This window comes from Pseudomonas sp. 22189 (assembly GCF_052045635.1).
Taxonomy (GTDB): domain Bacteria; phylum Pseudomonadota; class Gammaproteobacteria; order Pseudomonadales; family Pseudomonadaceae; genus Aquipseudomonas; species Aquipseudomonas parakoreensis.
Genome location: NZ_JBQEPG010000007.1, coordinates 1 through 16,556 on the forward strand (window position 1 = coordinate 1; position 16,556 = coordinate 16,556).

The 16,556-nt window shown below is 61.7% G+C and carries 13 protein-coding genes; all 13 read right to left on the reverse strand.

Features of this window, described 5'->3' with window-relative positions:
* Nucleotides 1-66: 66 nt before the first annotated feature.
* The 13 genes from ACTJKS_RS09050 to ACTJKS_RS09110 all read right to left on the reverse strand — a co-directional run bounded on the left by ACTJKS_RS09050 (nucleotide 67) and on the right by ACTJKS_RS09110 (nucleotide 16,552).
* Nucleotides 67-864 (reverse strand): transporter substrate-binding domain-containing protein, encoded by a 798-nt coding sequence (locus tag ACTJKS_RS09050; RefSeq protein WP_041071500.1) that lies wholly within the window; start codon nucleotides 862-864, stop codon nucleotides 67-69.
* Between the two features lie 266 nt (nucleotides 865-1,130).
* Nucleotides 1,131-3,701: a glucans biosynthesis glucosyltransferase MdoH gene (gene mdoH / locus ACTJKS_RS09055; RefSeq protein WP_262947724.1), complete on the reverse strand. Its 2,571-nt coding sequence runs from the start codon at nucleotides 3,699-3,701 to the stop codon at nucleotides 1,131-1,133.
* Nucleotides 3,694-5,478, reverse strand: a complete 1,785-nt coding sequence (locus tag ACTJKS_RS09060; RefSeq protein ID WP_262947723.1) for a glucan biosynthesis protein G — start codon at nucleotides 5,476-5,478, stop codon at nucleotides 3,694-3,696. Before ACTJKS_RS09060 ends, mdoH begins: the two co-directional genes overlap by 8 nt.
* A gap of 307 nt (nucleotides 5,479-5,785) precedes the next feature.
* Entirely contained in the window at nucleotides 5,786-6,223 is a 438-nt protein-coding gene (gene dtd, locus ACTJKS_RS09065) for a D-aminoacyl-tRNA deacylase (protein ID WP_041071491.1), read from the reverse strand.
* Nucleotides 6,220-7,191 carry a prolyl aminopeptidase gene (pip, locus tag ACTJKS_RS09070; RefSeq protein ID WP_003220824.1) on the reverse strand — a complete coding sequence of 324 codons (972 nt, stop codon included), beginning with the start codon at nucleotides 7,189-7,191 and terminating at the stop codon, nucleotides 6,220-6,222. Before pip ends, dtd begins: the two co-directional genes overlap by 4 nt.
* Nucleotides 7,192-7,295: 104 nt before the next feature.
* Nucleotides 7,296-8,213 (reverse strand): alpha/beta hydrolase, encoded by a 918-nt coding sequence (locus tag ACTJKS_RS09075; protein ID WP_108181430.1) that lies wholly within the window; start codon nucleotides 8,211-8,213, stop codon nucleotides 7,296-7,298.
* Entirely contained in the window at nucleotides 8,213-9,160 is a 948-nt protein-coding gene (locus ACTJKS_RS09080) for a choline ABC transporter substrate-binding protein (protein ID WP_108181429.1), read from the reverse strand. Before ACTJKS_RS09080 ends, ACTJKS_RS09075 begins: the two co-directional genes overlap by 1 nt.
* A gap of 253 nt (nucleotides 9,161-9,413) precedes the next feature.
* Nucleotides 9,414-10,217 (reverse strand): N-formylglutamate deformylase, encoded by an 804-nt coding sequence (hutG, locus tag ACTJKS_RS09085; protein WP_262947722.1) that lies wholly within the window; start codon nucleotides 10,215-10,217, stop codon nucleotides 9,414-9,416.
* 10 nt (nucleotides 10,218-10,227) lie between these two features.
* Nucleotides 10,228-11,433: an imidazolonepropionase gene (gene hutI, locus ACTJKS_RS09090; RefSeq protein WP_108181427.1), complete on the reverse strand. Its 1,206-nt coding sequence runs from the start codon at nucleotides 11,431-11,433 to the stop codon at nucleotides 10,228-10,230.
* Between the two features lie 89 nt (nucleotides 11,434-11,522).
* Entirely contained in the window at nucleotides 11,523-13,055 is a 1,533-nt protein-coding gene (hutH, locus tag ACTJKS_RS09095) for a histidine ammonia-lyase (protein WP_086793939.1), read from the reverse strand.
* Between the two features lie 116 nt (nucleotides 13,056-13,171).
* Nucleotides 13,172-14,695: a histidine ammonia-lyase gene (gene hutH / locus ACTJKS_RS09100; RefSeq protein WP_262947720.1), complete on the reverse strand. Its 1,524-nt coding sequence runs from the start codon at nucleotides 14,693-14,695 to the stop codon at nucleotides 13,172-13,174.
* A 178-nt stretch (nucleotides 14,696-14,873) separates the two neighbouring features.
* The gene (locus ACTJKS_RS09105) at nucleotides 14,874-15,704 is read right to left on the reverse strand and encodes a quaternary amine ABC transporter ATP-binding protein (protein WP_222017140.1); all 831 of its coding nucleotides are present in this window, start codon (nucleotides 15,702-15,704) and stop codon (nucleotides 14,874-14,876) included.
* On the reverse strand, nucleotides 15,701-16,552 hold the full coding sequence (locus tag ACTJKS_RS09110; protein ID WP_007949591.1) for an ABC transporter permease: 852 nt from the start codon (nucleotides 16,550-16,552) through the stop codon (nucleotides 15,701-15,703). Before ACTJKS_RS09110 ends, ACTJKS_RS09105 begins: the two co-directional genes overlap by 4 nt.
* Nucleotides 16,553-16,556: the final 4 nt, after the last annotated feature.

Here is a 16,556-nt window from a genome sequence, read left to right on the forward strand (position 1 = left end):
GGAATGCATTCCAATGTGGGAGCGAGCCTGCTCGCGAATGGGGCAACTCGGTCTATGCGACCGGGCTTATTCCATGTCCTTGAGCCACTCGGTGCTCTTGAACCACTTGTCATGGATGCGATCGTAAGTGCCGTCTTCGTGGATCTGGTGCAGGAAGTTATTGATGAAGTTGAGGCTGTCGTAATCACCCTTCTTCAGACCGAAGGCCAGCGGCTCGTAGGTGAACGGCTTGTCGAGGAACACCAGTTTGCCGGCGCCGACCTTGTTCACCGCGACCACGTTGTACGGTGCGTCGTAGATGAACGCGTCGGCCTTGCCGTTGACCACGTCGAGCACGGCTTCCTGCTCGTTGTCGTAGCCGTGGTACTTGGCTTTGGCGATCAGCTTCTTGGCGACCATCTCACCGGTGGTGCCGAGCTTGGAGGTGATGCGGTAGTCGGCGGTGTTCAGGTCTTTATAGGACTTGATGGTGCCTTCCAGCTCCTTGCGGATCAGCAGGGTCTGGCCGACCACAATGAACGGTTCGCTGAAGTTCAGGCGCAGGTTGCGTTCCTGAGTCAGGGTCATGCCGCTGCCGATCATGTCGAACTTGTCGGTCATCAGGGCCGGAATGATCCCGTCGTAACCGGTAGACACCAGCTCCAGCTTGACCCCCATGGCCTTGGACATGGCTTTGAGGATGTCGACTTCGAAGCCGATGATCTCGCCGCGCTTGTTGGTCATTTCGAACGGCATGTAGGTCGGATCCATACCGACTTTCAATGTGCCGCGCTTGACCGCGTCATCGATTGCACCGGCGTGCGCCGCATTGACTGCAACCAGTGCCGTGACGCCGACCAGCAGCATCGACAGATACTTCTTCATCTTCAAGTCCCCAAAACCATTGCATGTGCGGCGCGAAAAACAGCCGTGATGGGCAAAAATGCCCGGGTGCGCCAATTCGGGGACGGATGCTAACGCACTCGTCCGTTTGCACAAGGTTTTTTGCGGCGATTTGTTGTTGCGGGGAGGGTTTTGAAAGCAAAAGATCGCAGCCTTCGGCAACTCCTACAGGGTTATGTGCACACCTGTAGGAGCTGCCGAAGGCTGCGATCTTTTAAAAAAAAGCCCCGCATTGGCGGGGCTTTTTCTTAAGCCGGTTGCGCCTGCATGCTCACAGGCTTGAGCGGCAGCAGCGGCGCGTGGGGATCGGCTTTCACCGAAGCGCGCCAGGCATCCAGCCACTCGGCGTGACCTTCGGCCCACACCTGCTCGTGCAGACGGGCCAGGGCCACCGGATCGCTCAGCAGTTGCAGGCGATCATGGTTGTTCAGCCCGGCCGGACCGACCTTGATCGCGTGACGCACACGCTCCTGACGCAGCCACTCGATCGGCTCGGCCTGACCGTGACGGGCCGTCGCCAGCGAACACGCCAAGGCGTTCTGCTGTGGATCGACCACCGCACGAATAAAGCCGTCATTCAGTGCGTGCCAACGGTTTTCGTGGGTGTACTGATCGGTCGCCAGCAGCGCCTGCGGCGGATTGTATTCCTCGGGGATGAGGAACAGGCTCTCGTCACGGGACTTGAGGCCCAGACCGACACGACTGGAAATCACCGACACCGGAATCGACAGCATCAGCGAACCGACGATCGGCACCAGCCACCACAGGAAGCTCGGGTTCAGCCAGATCACCAGCAGCGCCCAGCAGAAACCCAGCAGGGTCTGCGGACCGTGACGCTTGACCGCCTCGCTCCATGGCGTGGAGTCGTCGTCACGCTGCGGCGAGTTCCAGGTCGCGGCCCAGCCGAGGAACGCGGCCAGGACGAAACGGGTGTGGAAAATCATCCGCACCGGCGCCAGCAACATGGAGAACAGCATCTCCAGCAGCATCGACAGGGTCACCTTGAACTTGCCACCGAACTCTTTCGCGCCCTTGGCCCAGATCAGGATGATGCTCAGCAGTTTCGGCAGGAACAGCAGCACAATGGTCGTCGAGAACAGCGCGATCGCCTTGTCCGGGTGCCATTGCGGCCACAGCGGATAAAGCTGACGTGGTTCCAGGAAGTACTGTGGCTCCATCAGCGTGTTCACCGCCAGCAGCGCGGTCGACAGCACCAGGAAGAAGAACCACAACGGCGCCGACAGGTACGACATCACGCCAGTCAGGAACACCGCACGGTGCACCGGGTGCATGCCCTTGACCAGGAACAGGCGGAAGTTCATCAGGTTGCCGTGGCACCAGCGACGGTCACGCTTGAGTTCGTCGAGCAGGTTTGGCGGCAGTTCTTCGTAGCTGCCCGGCAGATCGTAGGCAATCCACACGCCCCAACCGGCACGACGCATCAGCGCGGCTTCAACGAAGTCGTGAGACAGGATCGCCCCGGAGAACGCACCTTTGCCCGGCAACGGCGCCAGGGCGCAGTGGTCGATGAACGGCTTCATGCGGATGATCGCGTTGTGACCCCAGTAGTGGGATTCACCCAACTGCCAGAAGTGCAGACCGGCGGTAAACAGCGGACCGTAAACGCGGGTGGCGAACTGCTGCATGCGCGCATACAGCGTGTCCATGCCCGACGCACGTGGCGCGGTCTGGATGATCCCGGCGTCCGGCGTGGCTTCCATCAGGCGTACCAGACTGGTCAGGCACTCGCCGCTCATCACCGAGTCGGCGTCGAGCACGACCATGTACTTGTAGTCACCGCCCCAACGACGGCAGAAGTCGTCGAGGTTGCCGCTCTTGCGTTTCACACGACGGCGACGGCGGCGATAGAAGATCTTGCCGAAGCCTTTGGCTTCGCGGCAGACGTCCAACCAGGCCTGTTGCTCGGCGACGCAGATATCGGTGTCGTTACTGTCGCTGAGGACGAAGAAGTCGAAGCGATCCAGATCACCGGTGGCCGCGACCGATTCGAAGGTGGCGCGCAGACCGGCGAATACCCGGGGCACGTCTTCGTTGCAGATCGGCATCACCAGCGCAGTACGGGCGTCCTTCGGAATCGGCTCGTTGCCAGCGCTTTTGCCGGAGATACGGTATTTGTCGTGACCGGTGAGCAACTCGAGGAAGCCCATCAGCGCCGTCCAGAAGCCGGCCGACACCCAGCAGAACAGAATCCCGAACAGAATCAGGATGCTGGTTTGCAGCGCATACGGCAGCACTTGCGTGGCGGTTTGCAGCAGCGGCTGGTGCAGAACCTCTTCAAGATCGACGAACGACCAGCCCTGGTACGGCATGATGCCTTTCATGTACCAGCCGGCGACGATGGTCTGGCCGAGCATCAGCAGCAACAGAATGTAGCGACGGATCGAACCGACGGTGCGCCAGCGCGCGGCCGGCAACACATTCGCATCTTTTGGCGGCTGCGGCGGGTTGGTGCGACCGGTCAGACGGCGCCAGCCACGCACCAGAATATTGGTGCGCCAGGGTTCTGGCACGACTTTGGTCCGGTGGATGGGCGGCGTCGCCTTCATGGCGACCCGGCCGCTGGCGTCGAGCACCAGCATTTCCGCCTCTTCCAGTTCCTCGGCGGTGCTCAGGGTCAGGCGCTTGCCCACCGAAGCCTGGGCGGCTTCGGCAGAGGCGTCGAACATTGGCGACGACAGGCGCTGGTGCAGTTCGCTGAAAGACTGGCAGCCCGCGAGTTCCGCGCGCTGCTCGTCGGTCATCGGCAGATGCGCCAGATACTCCGACAGAGTTTCTGGCTGTACTTGAGAGTTACTCATCGGCAGGCAACTGATAGCTCCAGGTCTCGGTCAGGACTTCTTCAGTCGGTGCCGATTCCGGTGTGGCTGGGGCCGCGTTCGCAGCCGCTGGCTGCTTGGCGTCTTTGTTGGCCTTGTCCTTGGCATCTGCGGCGGGCTTGGCGTCGGCCTGTTTGGCTTCAGCGGCCTTGGCTTCCTTGTCTTCCTTCTCTTGTTGCTTGGCGGCGATCTTGTCAGCCTTGGCCACCGACGAATTCGACGCCGGTACCGAAGATTTGGCCAGATCAGCGGTGACCACTGGCTGGACCAGGGCAGCACGCATCTCGGTGGACTTGCTCGCGTCCTTGATCTTCATCCGCAGGGTCAGGCGCCAGCCCTTGGTTTCCGGGTTGTAGCGCACGCTGTTCTCGACCAGCTCGGCGTTATCGCCAACGCTGACCTGACTGCGCACGTCGGCATCCGGCGCCAGGGCTGCCAGCGATGGACCTTCGAAGTCGACCAGGTAGGCGACGCTGCCGTCCGGCTGACGGATCAGGTTCGACTGCTTGACGTCACCGGTCGAACGCAGGGTCTGCTTGACCCAGGCGCTGTCGGGGGCGTGAATCGCCGCTTCGTCCATGGTCCAGTGCAAACGGTAGGCGAAGTCCAGCGGCTTGCCTGGCTCCGGCATGGTTTCCGGGCTCCAGAACGCAACGATGTTGTCGTTGGTTTCGTCGGCGGTCGGAATCTCTACCAGATCAACGGTGCCCTTGCCCCACTCGCCCTTCGGCTCGATCCAGGCGCTTGGGCGCTTGTCGTAGCGGTCGTCGAGGTCTTCGTAGTGGCTGAAGTCGCGGCCACGCTGCAGCAGACCGAAACCACGCGGGTTCTCGACGCTGAAGTTGCTCACGGCCAGGTGTTTCGGGTTGTTCAGCGGACGCCAGATCCACTCGCCGTTGCCGGCATGGATCGACAGACCGCTGGAGTCGTGCAGTTCACGACGGTAGTTGAGGACTTTCGACGGCTGGTTGGCGCCGAACAGGAACATGCTGGTCAACGGCGCGATGCCCAGTTTGCCGACCTTGTCACGCAGGAACATCTGCGCCTTGACGTCGACAATGGTGTCGCTGCCCGGACGCAGGATCAGACGGTAGGCACCGGTGGCGCGCGGCGAATCGAGCAGGGCGAAGATCACCAGGTGCTTGTCGCCCGGCTTCGGCTGCTGAATCCAGAACTCGCGGAAACGCGGAAACTCTTCGCCCGACGGCAGCGCGGTGTCGATCGCCAGACCACGGGCCGACAGACCGTAGGTGTGACCCTTGCCGACGACGCGGAAGTAGCTCGCGCCAAGCATGGTCATGATTTCGTCTTGCTTGTCGACCTTGTTGATCGGGTACAGCACACGGAAACCGGCGTAGCCCAGCTGCTCGGTGGCCTTCGGATCGAACTTGAGGTCGCCAAAATCGAAGCGGGTCGGATCGTATTTGATCTCTTCGACGGTGTTCGCCGTGATTTCGTTGATTTTCACCGGCGTATCGAAGTGCATGCCCTGGTGATAGAAGGACAGCTTGAACGGGGTCTTCTGATCGGCCCACTCAGCCTTTTCGGTGAGGAAGCGGATTTTCTGATAGTCCGCGAATTTCATGTCGCGGAATTCGTTCGGCAGGTTGCTGCGCGGGGCTTCGAATTTCTGCCCGGCGAGCTCTTTAGCCTTGGCTGATACATCGTCAAGATTGAACGCCCAAAGCTGGCCGGCGCTGAGCAGGCACAGGAGCGCCGAACCCGCTACCAGGGCACTTCGCATGCGTTTGGCAGACATTTTTGCTGCATTACAGGGACTAACAATCACGAGCAACCCTCGCCGAAAACAGATCAAAAAACCAACGGCCAGCTATCTATATGCCAGGTTGGCGAGCATTGTTCCGACTCCACTGGGGCAAAATGATTCCCCAATCGGATCCAGACAAGTCTCTACCTAAGTCAAAAATGGACCAGCGAACGCTGATCCCCATAGCGCGCGATTATCTAGTAGCCCGCGTGACAACGCATCAGGGGTAACAAAGTATTTATCGCGAAAAACGCCTGTTTTCAGTCGAAAAGCCTTTGAAAAGATGTTTCAAGCGCTTTCATGTCTGTAACAGGAAGGTTACCGGGCCATCGTTGACCAGGTGCACCTGCATATCCGCGCCGAATCTACCTGATGCCACAGTGCCATGCATCTGTTTCGCTTTGCTGAATAGATAGTCGAACAATTCCTCGCCCAATGCCGGAGGGGCTGCGGTCGAGAAACTCGGACGCAACCCGCTCTTGGTGTCGGCAGCCAGGGTGAACTGAGAGACCAGCAGCAACCCGCCGCCCACATCCGCCAGGGACAGATTCATCTTGCCCTCGGCGTCACTGAATACCCGATAGTTAAGCAGCTTATGCAGAAGTTTGTCGGCACTGGCACGGGTGTCGTCGGGTTCGACCGCCACCAGCACCAGCAAACCCTGATCCACCGCGCCGACTATTTCTCCCGCGACTTCGACCCGCGCACCGCGCACGCGCTGTAGCAGCCCCTTCATGCTTCTTCAGGCGGCAGGTCGAGCAGGCGGCGGGCCATGTTGCTCGCGGCACGCACCAGCGCGTCGGTAATGCCTGGCTCGGAGGCGGCGTGGCCAGCATCGCGAATCACCTGCAGCTCGCTGTTCGGCCAGGCCTGATGCAATTCCCAGGCGTTGTCCAGCGGGCAGATCACGTCGTAGCGACCGTGAATGATCACCCCCGGCAGATGAGCGATCTTGCCCATGTCGCGGATCAGCTGGTTCGGCTCGAGGAACGCATTGTTGGTGAAGTAGTGGCATTCGATCCGCGCGATCGACAGGGCGCGCTGCGGCTCGGAGAAACGGTCGACCACCAGCGGGTTCGGCCGCAGGGTCGCGGTGCGCCCTTCCCACGTCGACCAGGCCTTGGCCGCGTGCATCTGGGCGATCTGATCATTACCGACCAGGCGCTTGTGGAAAGCGCTGAGCAGATCGTCGCGCTCGTCCAGCGGGATCGGCGCGATGTAGTCCTGCCAGTAATCGGGAAACAGACGGCTGGCACCGGCCTGATAGAACCACTCGATTTCCTGCGGACGGCAGAGAAAGATCCCACGCAGGATCAGACCGTGAACACGCTCCGGATGGGTTTGTGCGTAGGCCAGCGCCAGGGTCGAGCCCCACGAACCGCCAAACAGCACCCATTTGTCGATGCCCAGGTGCTTGCGGATACGCTCGAGGTCGGCGACCAGATCCCAGGTGGTGTTGTTTTCCAGGCTGGCGTGGGGGGTGGAGCGTCCGCAGCCGCGCTGGTCGAAGGTGACAATGCGATACAGATTCGGGTCGAAATAGCGACGGCTCTGCGCGTCGCAACCGGCGCCGGGGCCACCGTGGATGAACACCACCGGCAAGCCTTCCGGCGAACCGCTTTCGTCGACGTACAGCGTGTGGGTGTCATCGACAGCCAGATCGTGCCGGGCATGGGGTTTGATCTGCGGAAACAATGTCTGCATTGCGTGCTCCGTAAGGGGTCGAGGTCATCCCTGGGGGGACTTCTATTATTCTGCCGTCCGGCATCATAAACCCGATTTACATCAATGAGCATGCCCGCACGCAGTCACAATTTGTCAGCCATGAACCTCAACAGGTTTTCGTAGAGCCGGTCGACCTCGGCGACCTGACCTCGCGCACGCAAACAACCGTGCACCAACCCTTCGCCGTAATAGAGCGAAGCGTCTGTGCCGGCGCTGGCCAGTCGTTCGGCGTAGCGCACGCCGTCGTCGCGCAGCGGATCGAATTGCGCCACGGCGATCCAGGCTGGCGGCAAACCACTGAAATCGTCAGCGAGCAGCGGCATGGCATAAGCATCCGGCCGAGGGCTGCCGCGCAGGTATAACGCGTGATAGCTGTGCACATCATGGCTGCCGAGCAACGGTGCATCGGCGCATTCGCTGCGTGACGGCAACCGGTCGTCACCGCCAAGGCCGGGATAGATCAGCACTTGAGCCGCCGGCATTGCCTCGCCGGCATCGCGCAACGCCAGGCACAACGCGGCGGCGAGATTGCCACCGGCGCTGTCGCCGGCTACCAGCAGTTTCTGCGGGTCAAACCAGAACGGCCCGCTGCGCAACGCGCGCCAGACACTCAGGCAATCTTCGAACCCCGCCGGGTATGGATGTTCTGGCGCCAGCCGATAATCCACCGCCACCACCATCGCACCCAGCGCCATGGCTAGCTCGAAACAGATGAAGTCGTGAGAGTCGAGCCCACCGACGACCCAACCACCGCCATGCAAGTACAACACGCAAGGCCAGCCGCTGGCCGGTGGCTTGAGCGGCGGCCGGTAGGAACGCACCGGTACGCCGCTCAACTGGAAGTCGACGACCTCCAGCCCTGCGGGCCGTTCAGGGGTGAAGACCCGACACATGGCGTCATAGGCCTGGCGCAGTCCTGCGAGACTGCTGTCATCACTGACGAAACTTTCAGTTCGGGTAACGAAGGCCGCCATGGCCGGCGTCAGCGGATAATGGCTCATCAGTTTTTCAGACTGGCCTGAACCGCGCCCACGCCATCCTTGCCATCGAAACTGCTGACCCCGGCCAGCCAGCGCTGCAGATCCTCGGGGTGTTCACGCAGCCAGTTCTTCGCCACTTCCTGCGGCGTCTTGCGCGCCATGATCGGTACCATCAGCTGGCTTTCCTGGGCGGCAGTGAATGTCAGGTTTTGCAGCAGGCGATGGACGTTCGGGCAGCGTTCGGCGTAATCCGGCGCGGTCACGGTGGACACGGTGGCGGCGCCTTCGTTGGGGCCGTAGACGTCTTCGCTGCCGGTCAGGTAGGTGATCTTCATGTTGATGTTCATCGGGTGCGGGGTCCAGCCGACGAACACCACAAACTCCTTGCGATTCACCGCGCGTTGCACAGCGGCGAGCATGCCTGCCTCACCGGACTCGATGATCTTGAAATCCTTCAGACCGAAGTGGTTGGTCTCGATCATGCTCTTGATGGTGGTGTTGGCCCCACTGCCCGGCTCGATGCCGTAGATCTTGCCGCCCAACTGATCCTTGAACTTCGCGATGTCGGCGAAGGTTTTCAACCCGGCCGCCGCCACGTAATCCGGCACCGCCAGCGTCGCCTGAGCATCTGCCAGACTCGGCTTGTCCAGGACTTTGACCTGGTTGGCAGCGAGGAAGGGTGCAATGTTGTTGTCCATCGCCGGTCTCCAGTAGCCGAGGAAGATGTCCAGACGCTTGTCGCGAATGCCGGCAAAGATGATCTGCTGCACCGCGCTGGTCTGCTTGCTGTCGTAGCCGAGACCATTGAGCAACACATCGGCCATGCCGCTGGTGGCGATCACGTCGGTCCAGTTGACCACGCCCATGCGCACGGTTTTGCAGGAGGCGTCGTCATTGGCCATGACGCCAGCGCTGAACAGCGCGCTACCGGTGAGGATTAACGCACAACGAGTGAAGAGCTTTTTCATTCGGGGGTTCTCGTGCGGCAGCGGATTATTGTCAGGTCGGTGTCTGGTGCACCGTGGCCGCAACATTACGCAGGCGACGAGAGGGAAAGATGAACGGTGGCGACTGTGTTTTGCACAGCGGCGACCCGGACGGACCACCGCCCCCTCGTGGGAGCGAGCTTGCTCGTGAATGCGGTGAATCAGTCACCTCATAATCGACTGACACGATGCTTTCGCGAGCAAGCTCGCTCTCACAGGGGGTGTGGGTCTGTGTTCAGGATGGGTAGTGGCTCTCGCCCCAGGCGAGCAAACCCTGCTGCAACGCCTTGAGCACCACCCGCGTCGGCTCCGCCAGATCGGCGCGGTAGCGGAAAGGTTCGAACTCTTCCATGTAGGTGCTCTGGCACAGCTCCAGTTGCACGGCGTGGATGTGCTCGGCCGGGTTGCCGTAATGGCGGGTAATGTGGCCGCCCTTGAAGCGCCCGTTGAGCACGTGGCTGTAAGGGTCGTGACGGGCGCAGATGGCTTCCAGTTGCGTCGCCAGTTGTGGATCGCAACTGGCGCCGTTGAAGGTGCCGAGGTTGAAATCCGGCAGTTTGCCGTCGAACAGGTGCGGGATGACCGAGCGGATCGAGTGCGCGTCGAACAGCAGCGCATAGCCGAACTCAGCCTTCAGCCGCGCCAGCTCTTGCTGCAGGGTGCGGTGATAGGGCGTCCAGATCTGTTCCAGATAGGTCGCGCGCTCCTCTTTCGAAGGCTCCAGGCCTTCCTTGAACAACGGGATACCGTCAAACAGCGTCGCCGGGTACAGCCCGGTGGTGGCGCCGGCGTACAGCGGTTTGTCGTCGGACGGGCGGTTCAGGTCGATGACAAACCGCGAGTACTCGGCGGCCAACGTGCTGGCGCCCAACGCCTCGGCAAAATCGTAAAGCTGCGGAATGTGCCAGTCGGTGTCCGGCAGGCTTTTCGCGTCCGGGATCAATCCGGCCTCGACCGCCGGGGTCAGACGTACGCCAGCGTGAGGCATGCTGATCAGCAGCGGCACGCGACCTTGTTTGAAGTTCAGAACCTTATCCACAACCGCTCTCCTACAGACTTGATTCAACGCCGTGACGCACGACGCGTTTGTCCAGATCGCCCCCGAGCCAATAGGCCAGGTCTGCCGGGCGGTCGATCTGCCAGGCGACAAAGTCCGCGACCTTGCCGACTTCCAGCGAACCGTGGGTGTCAGCCATGCCCAGCGCTTGCGCCGCGTGGAGGGTCGCGCCCGCCAGGGCTTCTTCCGGGGTCATGCGGAAACAGGTGCAGGCCATGTTCAGCATCAGGCGCAACGACAGCGCCGGCGAGGTGCCGGGGTTGAGGTCGCTGGCGATGGCGATTTTCACCTTGTGCTTGCGCAGGGCGTCCATCGGTGGCAACTGGGTTTCGCGAAGGAAATAGAACGCGCCCGGCAACAGCACGGCGACGGTGTCGGCTTTGGCCATGGCGATGGCGTCGTCTTCATCCATGAACTCCAGGTGATCGGCGGACAACGCCTTATAGCGCGCAGCCAGGCTGGAGCCATGCAGTGACGACAATTGTTCGGCATGCAGCTTTACCGGCAGACCAAGCTTTTGCGCAGTGATGAACACCCGCTCGACCTGCTCCGGCGAGAACGCCAGGTACTCGCAGAACGCATCCACGGCATCGACCAGACCTTCGGCGGCCAAAGCGGGAAGCATCTCGGCGCAGATGTGCTCGATGTAGTCGTCAGCGCGATCCTTGTACTCCGGCGGCAAGGCGTGGGCAGCCAGACAGGTGCTGCGCACGCTGATCGGCAGTTGCGCGGCGAGCCGGCGAATGACCCGCAGGATCTTGCGTTCGCTGGCCAGATCCAGACCGTAGCCGGACTTCATCTCGACCGTGGTCACGCCGTCGCGCATCAGGCTTTTCAAACGCTTGGCGGCGCTGGCGAACAGCTCGTCTTCGCTCGCTTCACGGGTGGCGCGCACAGTGCTGGCGATACCGCCGCCTTGCGCCGCGATCTCGGCGTAGCTGACGCCTTGCAAGCGTTTCTCGAATTCGCCGCTGCGGTTGCCACCGAACACCGTGTGGGTGTGGCAGTCGATCAGGCCGGGGGTGACCCACGCGCCTTGCAGGTCGTTGACCGCCGGGTATTCGCCAGAGGGCAATTGATTGCGCGGGCCGATCCACTCGATGTGCGCACCGGACGTCACAATGGCCGCATCCTCGATGATCGAGTAGACGCCTTGCGCCATGGTTGCGACGTGGCAGTGTTGCCAGAGGGTTTTCATCCCAAGTCCTCGTCTTGTTCAAAATCGTATCGCTGGCAAGCCAGCTCCCACAGGTATTTGTGGGAGCTGGCTTGCCAGCGATGAGGGCCTTACAGGCTCGGCAGCAGCCTGGCTGGAACCAGCTCGGTCAGACACCGCGAAGCCAACAACTCGGTCGCCGCATTGATGTCCGGCGCAAAGAAGCGATCCTTCTCATAGAATGGCACTTCGCGGCGCAGAATCGCCCGCGCCTGTTCCAGCTTGGCCGAGGTCTTCAGACCATTGCGCAGGTCCAGCCCCTGCACCGCCGCCAGCCATTCCACCGCGAGAATCCCGCGGGTGTTCTCGGCCATTTCCCACAGGCGCTTGCCGGCGGCCGGAGCCATCGACACGTGGTCTTCCTGGTTGGCCGAGGTCGGCAGGCTGTCGACCGAATGCGGATGGGCCAGCGCCTTGTTCTCGCTGGCCAGTGCCGCGGCGGTCACCTGAGCGATCATGAAGCCCGAGTTGACGCCGCCATTGGCCACCAGAAACGGCGGCAGTTGCGACATGTGCTTGTCCATCATCAGCGAGATACGGCGTTCGCTCAGCGAGCCGATTTCAGCAATGGCCAGGGCCATGTTGTCGGCGGCCATGGCCACCGGCTCGGCGTGGAAGTTACCGCCGGAAATCACATCGCCTTCAGCGGCGAACACCAACGGGTTGTCGGAGACGGCGTTGGCTTCGACCACCAGCACATCGGCGGCCTGACGGAACTGGGTCAGGCAGGCGCCCATGACCTGTGGCTGGCAACGCAGCGAGTACGGGTCCTGAACCTTCTCGCAGTTCTGGTGCGAGTCGGAGACTTCACTGCGCTCACCGAGCAGATCGCGATACGCGGCTGCAGCATCAATCTGACCTTTCTGACCGCGAGCGGCGTGAATACGTGCATCGAACGGCGAGCGCGAACCGAGCACCGCTTCCACCGTCAGACCGCCGATTGCCAGCGCACCGGCAAACAGGTCTTCACCTTCAAAAAGACCGCGCAGGGCAAATGCGGTGGACACCTGAGTACCGTTGAGCAGCGCCAGACCTTCTTTCGCCGCCAGGGTCAGCGGGGTCAGACCGGCGACTTTCAGCGCCTCAGTCGCTTCCATCCACTCGCCCTTGTAGCGCGCCTTGCCCTCGCCGAGCAGCACCAGCGACATGTGCGCCAGCGGTGCCAGGTCACCGGAGGCGCCCACCGAACCTTTGAGCGGAATGTGCGGGTACACCTCGGCGTTGATCAGCGCGATCAGCGCGTCGATCACCACGCGGCGGATGCCGGAGAAACCACGGCTGAGGCTGTTGACCTTGAGCACCATGATCAGCCGCACCAGTTCATCGCTGATCGGCTGACCGACGCCGGCGGCGTGGGACAGCACCAGCGAGCGCTGGAGGTTTTCCAGGTCTTCACTGGCGATGCGGGTCGAGGCCAGCAGGCCGAAACCGGTGTTGATGCCGTAGGCGGTACGGTTCTCGGCGAGGATCTGCTCGACACACGCAACGCTGGCCTCGATCTGCGCGGAGGCGCTGTGGTCGAGGGTCAGCTTGACCGGTTGCTGATAAACGTCACGCAGTTGGGCCAGGCTCAATTGGCCGGGAATCAGGTTCAGCGCAGTCATTTAAATGCTCCTGTTTAGGCATTGTTATTAACTACCAGTCGCTCCGGAGCATTCCGTTATCCGTCGTTTCTCGTCTTGTGGACGATCCACGCCTTGGCACGCTGGTATGGGTATTGTCAGTGCAGATTCGGTAATACGTTGTGCAGCGAATCCGGGTGTTTCAGAATGCTTGCGGCGGCAGCGATGTCCGGCGCCAGCCAGCGATCCTGATCGTAGGCCGGGACGGTTTCACGCAGCAGGCGCCACGCCCGGTCGGTGCCTGCGCCAAAGCGCTGCGCCTTGAGAAATTCAAAGGCCTGCGCCGCCAGCAGGTACTCGATGGCGAGGATCTGCGTGCAGTTTTCGAGGGCACGGTGCAGCTTCAGCGCAGCGCTGGTGCCCATGCTCAAGTGGTCTTCCTGCAGGCCCGAGGTGACGTAGTTGTCGAGCACCGCCGGTTGCGCCAGTTGGCGGTTCTCGGCACACAGCGAGGCGGCGACGTATTGCACGATCATCATTCCGGAGTTCACCCCCGGATTGGCCACCAGAAACGCCGGCAGACCGCTGACATGCGGGTTGACCAGGCGATCGAGGCGACGCTCGGCAATCGAGCCGATTTCGGCCATGGCAATCGCCAGCAGATCCGCTGCCATCGCCACTGACTGGCCGTGCGGGTTAGCCTGCGACATCACCCGGAAGTTGTCCGGCGTGCCCAGCAGCAACGGGTTATCGGTGCAGCCATTGAGTTCGGCTTCCACCTGCCTGATCGCATGTTCCAGTTGATCGCGCGCTGCGCCGTGCACCTGCGGGATCGAGCGGATGCTCAGCGCATCCTGAGTGCGAATGCCTTTGCTGGTCGCGATCACTTCACTGCCATCGAGTAACGCACGCAGATTGCTCCCGACCTGCTGCATGCCCGGGTGCGGTTTGAGCGCGATGATCTCGGCGTCGAACGCGGCGATCTGGCCGCGCTGGGCTTCGAAGCTCATGGCGCCGATCACGTCGGCCCATTGCACCAGTCGCGTCGCATCGGCAATCGCCAGGCAGCTGAGGCCGGTCATGCACGGCGTGCCGTTGACCAGGCACAAACCGTCCTTTGCGCCGAGCTGCACCGGTTGCAGGCCTTCTTCGGCCAACGCCTGCTGCGCCGAGATGATTTGCCCGCGATAGCTGACATTGCCCACGCCCAGCAGCGCGATGCCGATGTGCGCCATGTGCGTCAGGTAACCCACCGAACCTTGCGACGGCACCTGCGGGGTGATGCCCCGATTGAGCAGCGCCAGCAACGCTTCGACCACGCGGCGATGAATACCGGATTTGCCGTGGCTGTAGTTGTGAATCGCCGCGCAGATGATCGCGCGGGTCTGCTCATCGGGCAGCACCGGGCCGACACCACAGGCGTGACTGAGCAAGGTGTTGCGCGAGAGCTGGCTGAGTTGTTCGTCCTTCAGCGAGACATTGGACAAACCACCCAGGCCGGTATTGACGCCATAAGCACGCTCGCCGCTTTCGACGATGCGCTGGACGATGCCCTGAGCGTTTTCGATACGTGCCCAGGTCTCGCTCGACAGCTCCAGTTGCGCGCCATGACGGGCGACGGCGACCACGTCCTGCCAGTGCAGGGGGTTGCCGGTGATGATGATTTTTTCAGCCTGGGACATCTAAAACCTCATACCAATTCTGTTGATACACCCTGTGGCGAGGGGATTTATCCCCGATGGGCTGCGCAGCAGCCCCAAAAACTGCAGCCAGGATGTTTCAGGTGCACCGCATGCAATGTTTGGGGGCGGCTTCGCCACCCATCGGGGATAAATCCCCTCGCCACAAAGGCAATCCATTTCAGACTACTGCCGCCCGCCGCTGCACGAACCGGTCGACATACTCATCCGCCGGCGAATGCAGGATCTCTCTCGGGGTGCCGACCTGGATCAGGCGGCCGTCCTTGAGGATCGCAATGCGGTTGCCGATGCGCACGGCCTCGTCGAGGTCGTGGGTGATGAACACGATGGTCTTGTGCAGGGTCTTTTGCAGCTCCAGCAACTGGTCCTGCATCTCGGCGCGGATCAGCGGATCCAGCGCACTGAATGCTTCGTCCATCAGGATGATGTCGGTGTCCGCCGCCAAGGCGCGGGCCAGACCCACGCGCTGACGCATGCCGCCGGAGAGCTGGTGCGGGTATTTGTTTTCGTAGCCTTTGAGGCCCACGGTATTGATCCAGTGCAGCGCACGTTCGGCGCACATCTGCTTGCTCTCGCCGCGCACTTTCAGGCCGTAGGCGACGTTCTCCTGCACGGTCTTGTGCGGCAGCAGGCCGAAGCTCTGGAACACCATGCTGATCTTGTGCCGGCGAAATTCGCGCAGCGCTTCCATGTCGTATTGCAGGATGTCCACGCCGTCGACCAGGATCGCGCCGCTAGTGGGGTCGATCAGGCGATTGAAGTGGCGCACCAGCGTCGACTTGCCCGAGCCGGACAGGCCCATGATCACGAAGATCTCGCCAGTGCCGATGCTCAGCGACAGGTCGTTGACCCCGACCACACAACCGGTTTCGTTCAGCACCTGATCCTTGGTCTTGCCCTGGCCGACCATCGCCAGGGCGTCCTTGGCGCGGTTGCCGAATATCTTGAAGACGTTTTTGACTTCGATCTTGCTCACGGTTGCGTTGTTCATTTGCTCACCTCATGCCGTGGCCGACCGTACGCCTGAGTAATGCGGTCGATGACCACTGCGAGAATCACGATCGCCAGACCGGCTTCGAGGCCGCGTCCGACGTTGAGGGTCTGAATCCCCACCAGTACGTCTTCACCCAGACCTCGGGCGCCGATCATCGAGGCGATCACCACCATCGACAGGGCCATCATCGTGGTTTGGTTGATCCCGGCCATGATGCTCGGCAGAGCCAGCGGCAGTTGCACACCGAACAGTTGCTGCCAGCGGTTGGCACCGAAGGCGTTGATCGCCTCCATCACTTCACCGTCGACCTGGCGAATGCCCAGATCGGTCAGGCGAATCAGCGGCGGCGCGGCGTAGATCACCGTGGCGAAAATCGCCGGGACCTTGCCCAGGCCGAACAGCATCAGCACCGGAATCAGGTACACGAAGCTGGGCATGGTCTGCATGATGTCGAGCAGCGGCATCAGCACCGAACGCAGGCGATTGCTACGCGCCGAGAGAATCCCCAGCGGAATGCCGATCAGCACCGAAATGATCGTCGCGACCATCATCAACGCCAGCGTCTGCATGAGTTTGTCCCACAGGCCGACAGCGCCCACCAGGAACAGCAGACCGACGATGACGGCGGTGGTCACGACTTTACGCGTGGCGTGCCAGGCGACCACGCCAACGATCGCCAGCATCAACCACCACGGCGCGGCACGCAGCAGGCCTTCGAGGTTGACGATGGCCCACAGCAGCGTGTCGGAGATATGGCGGAACACATCACCATAATTGGTGACCAGCGAATCGACCCAACCGTTGACCCAGTCGGCGATGGAAAAGGTAAAGCTTTCGGGAAACATAAGC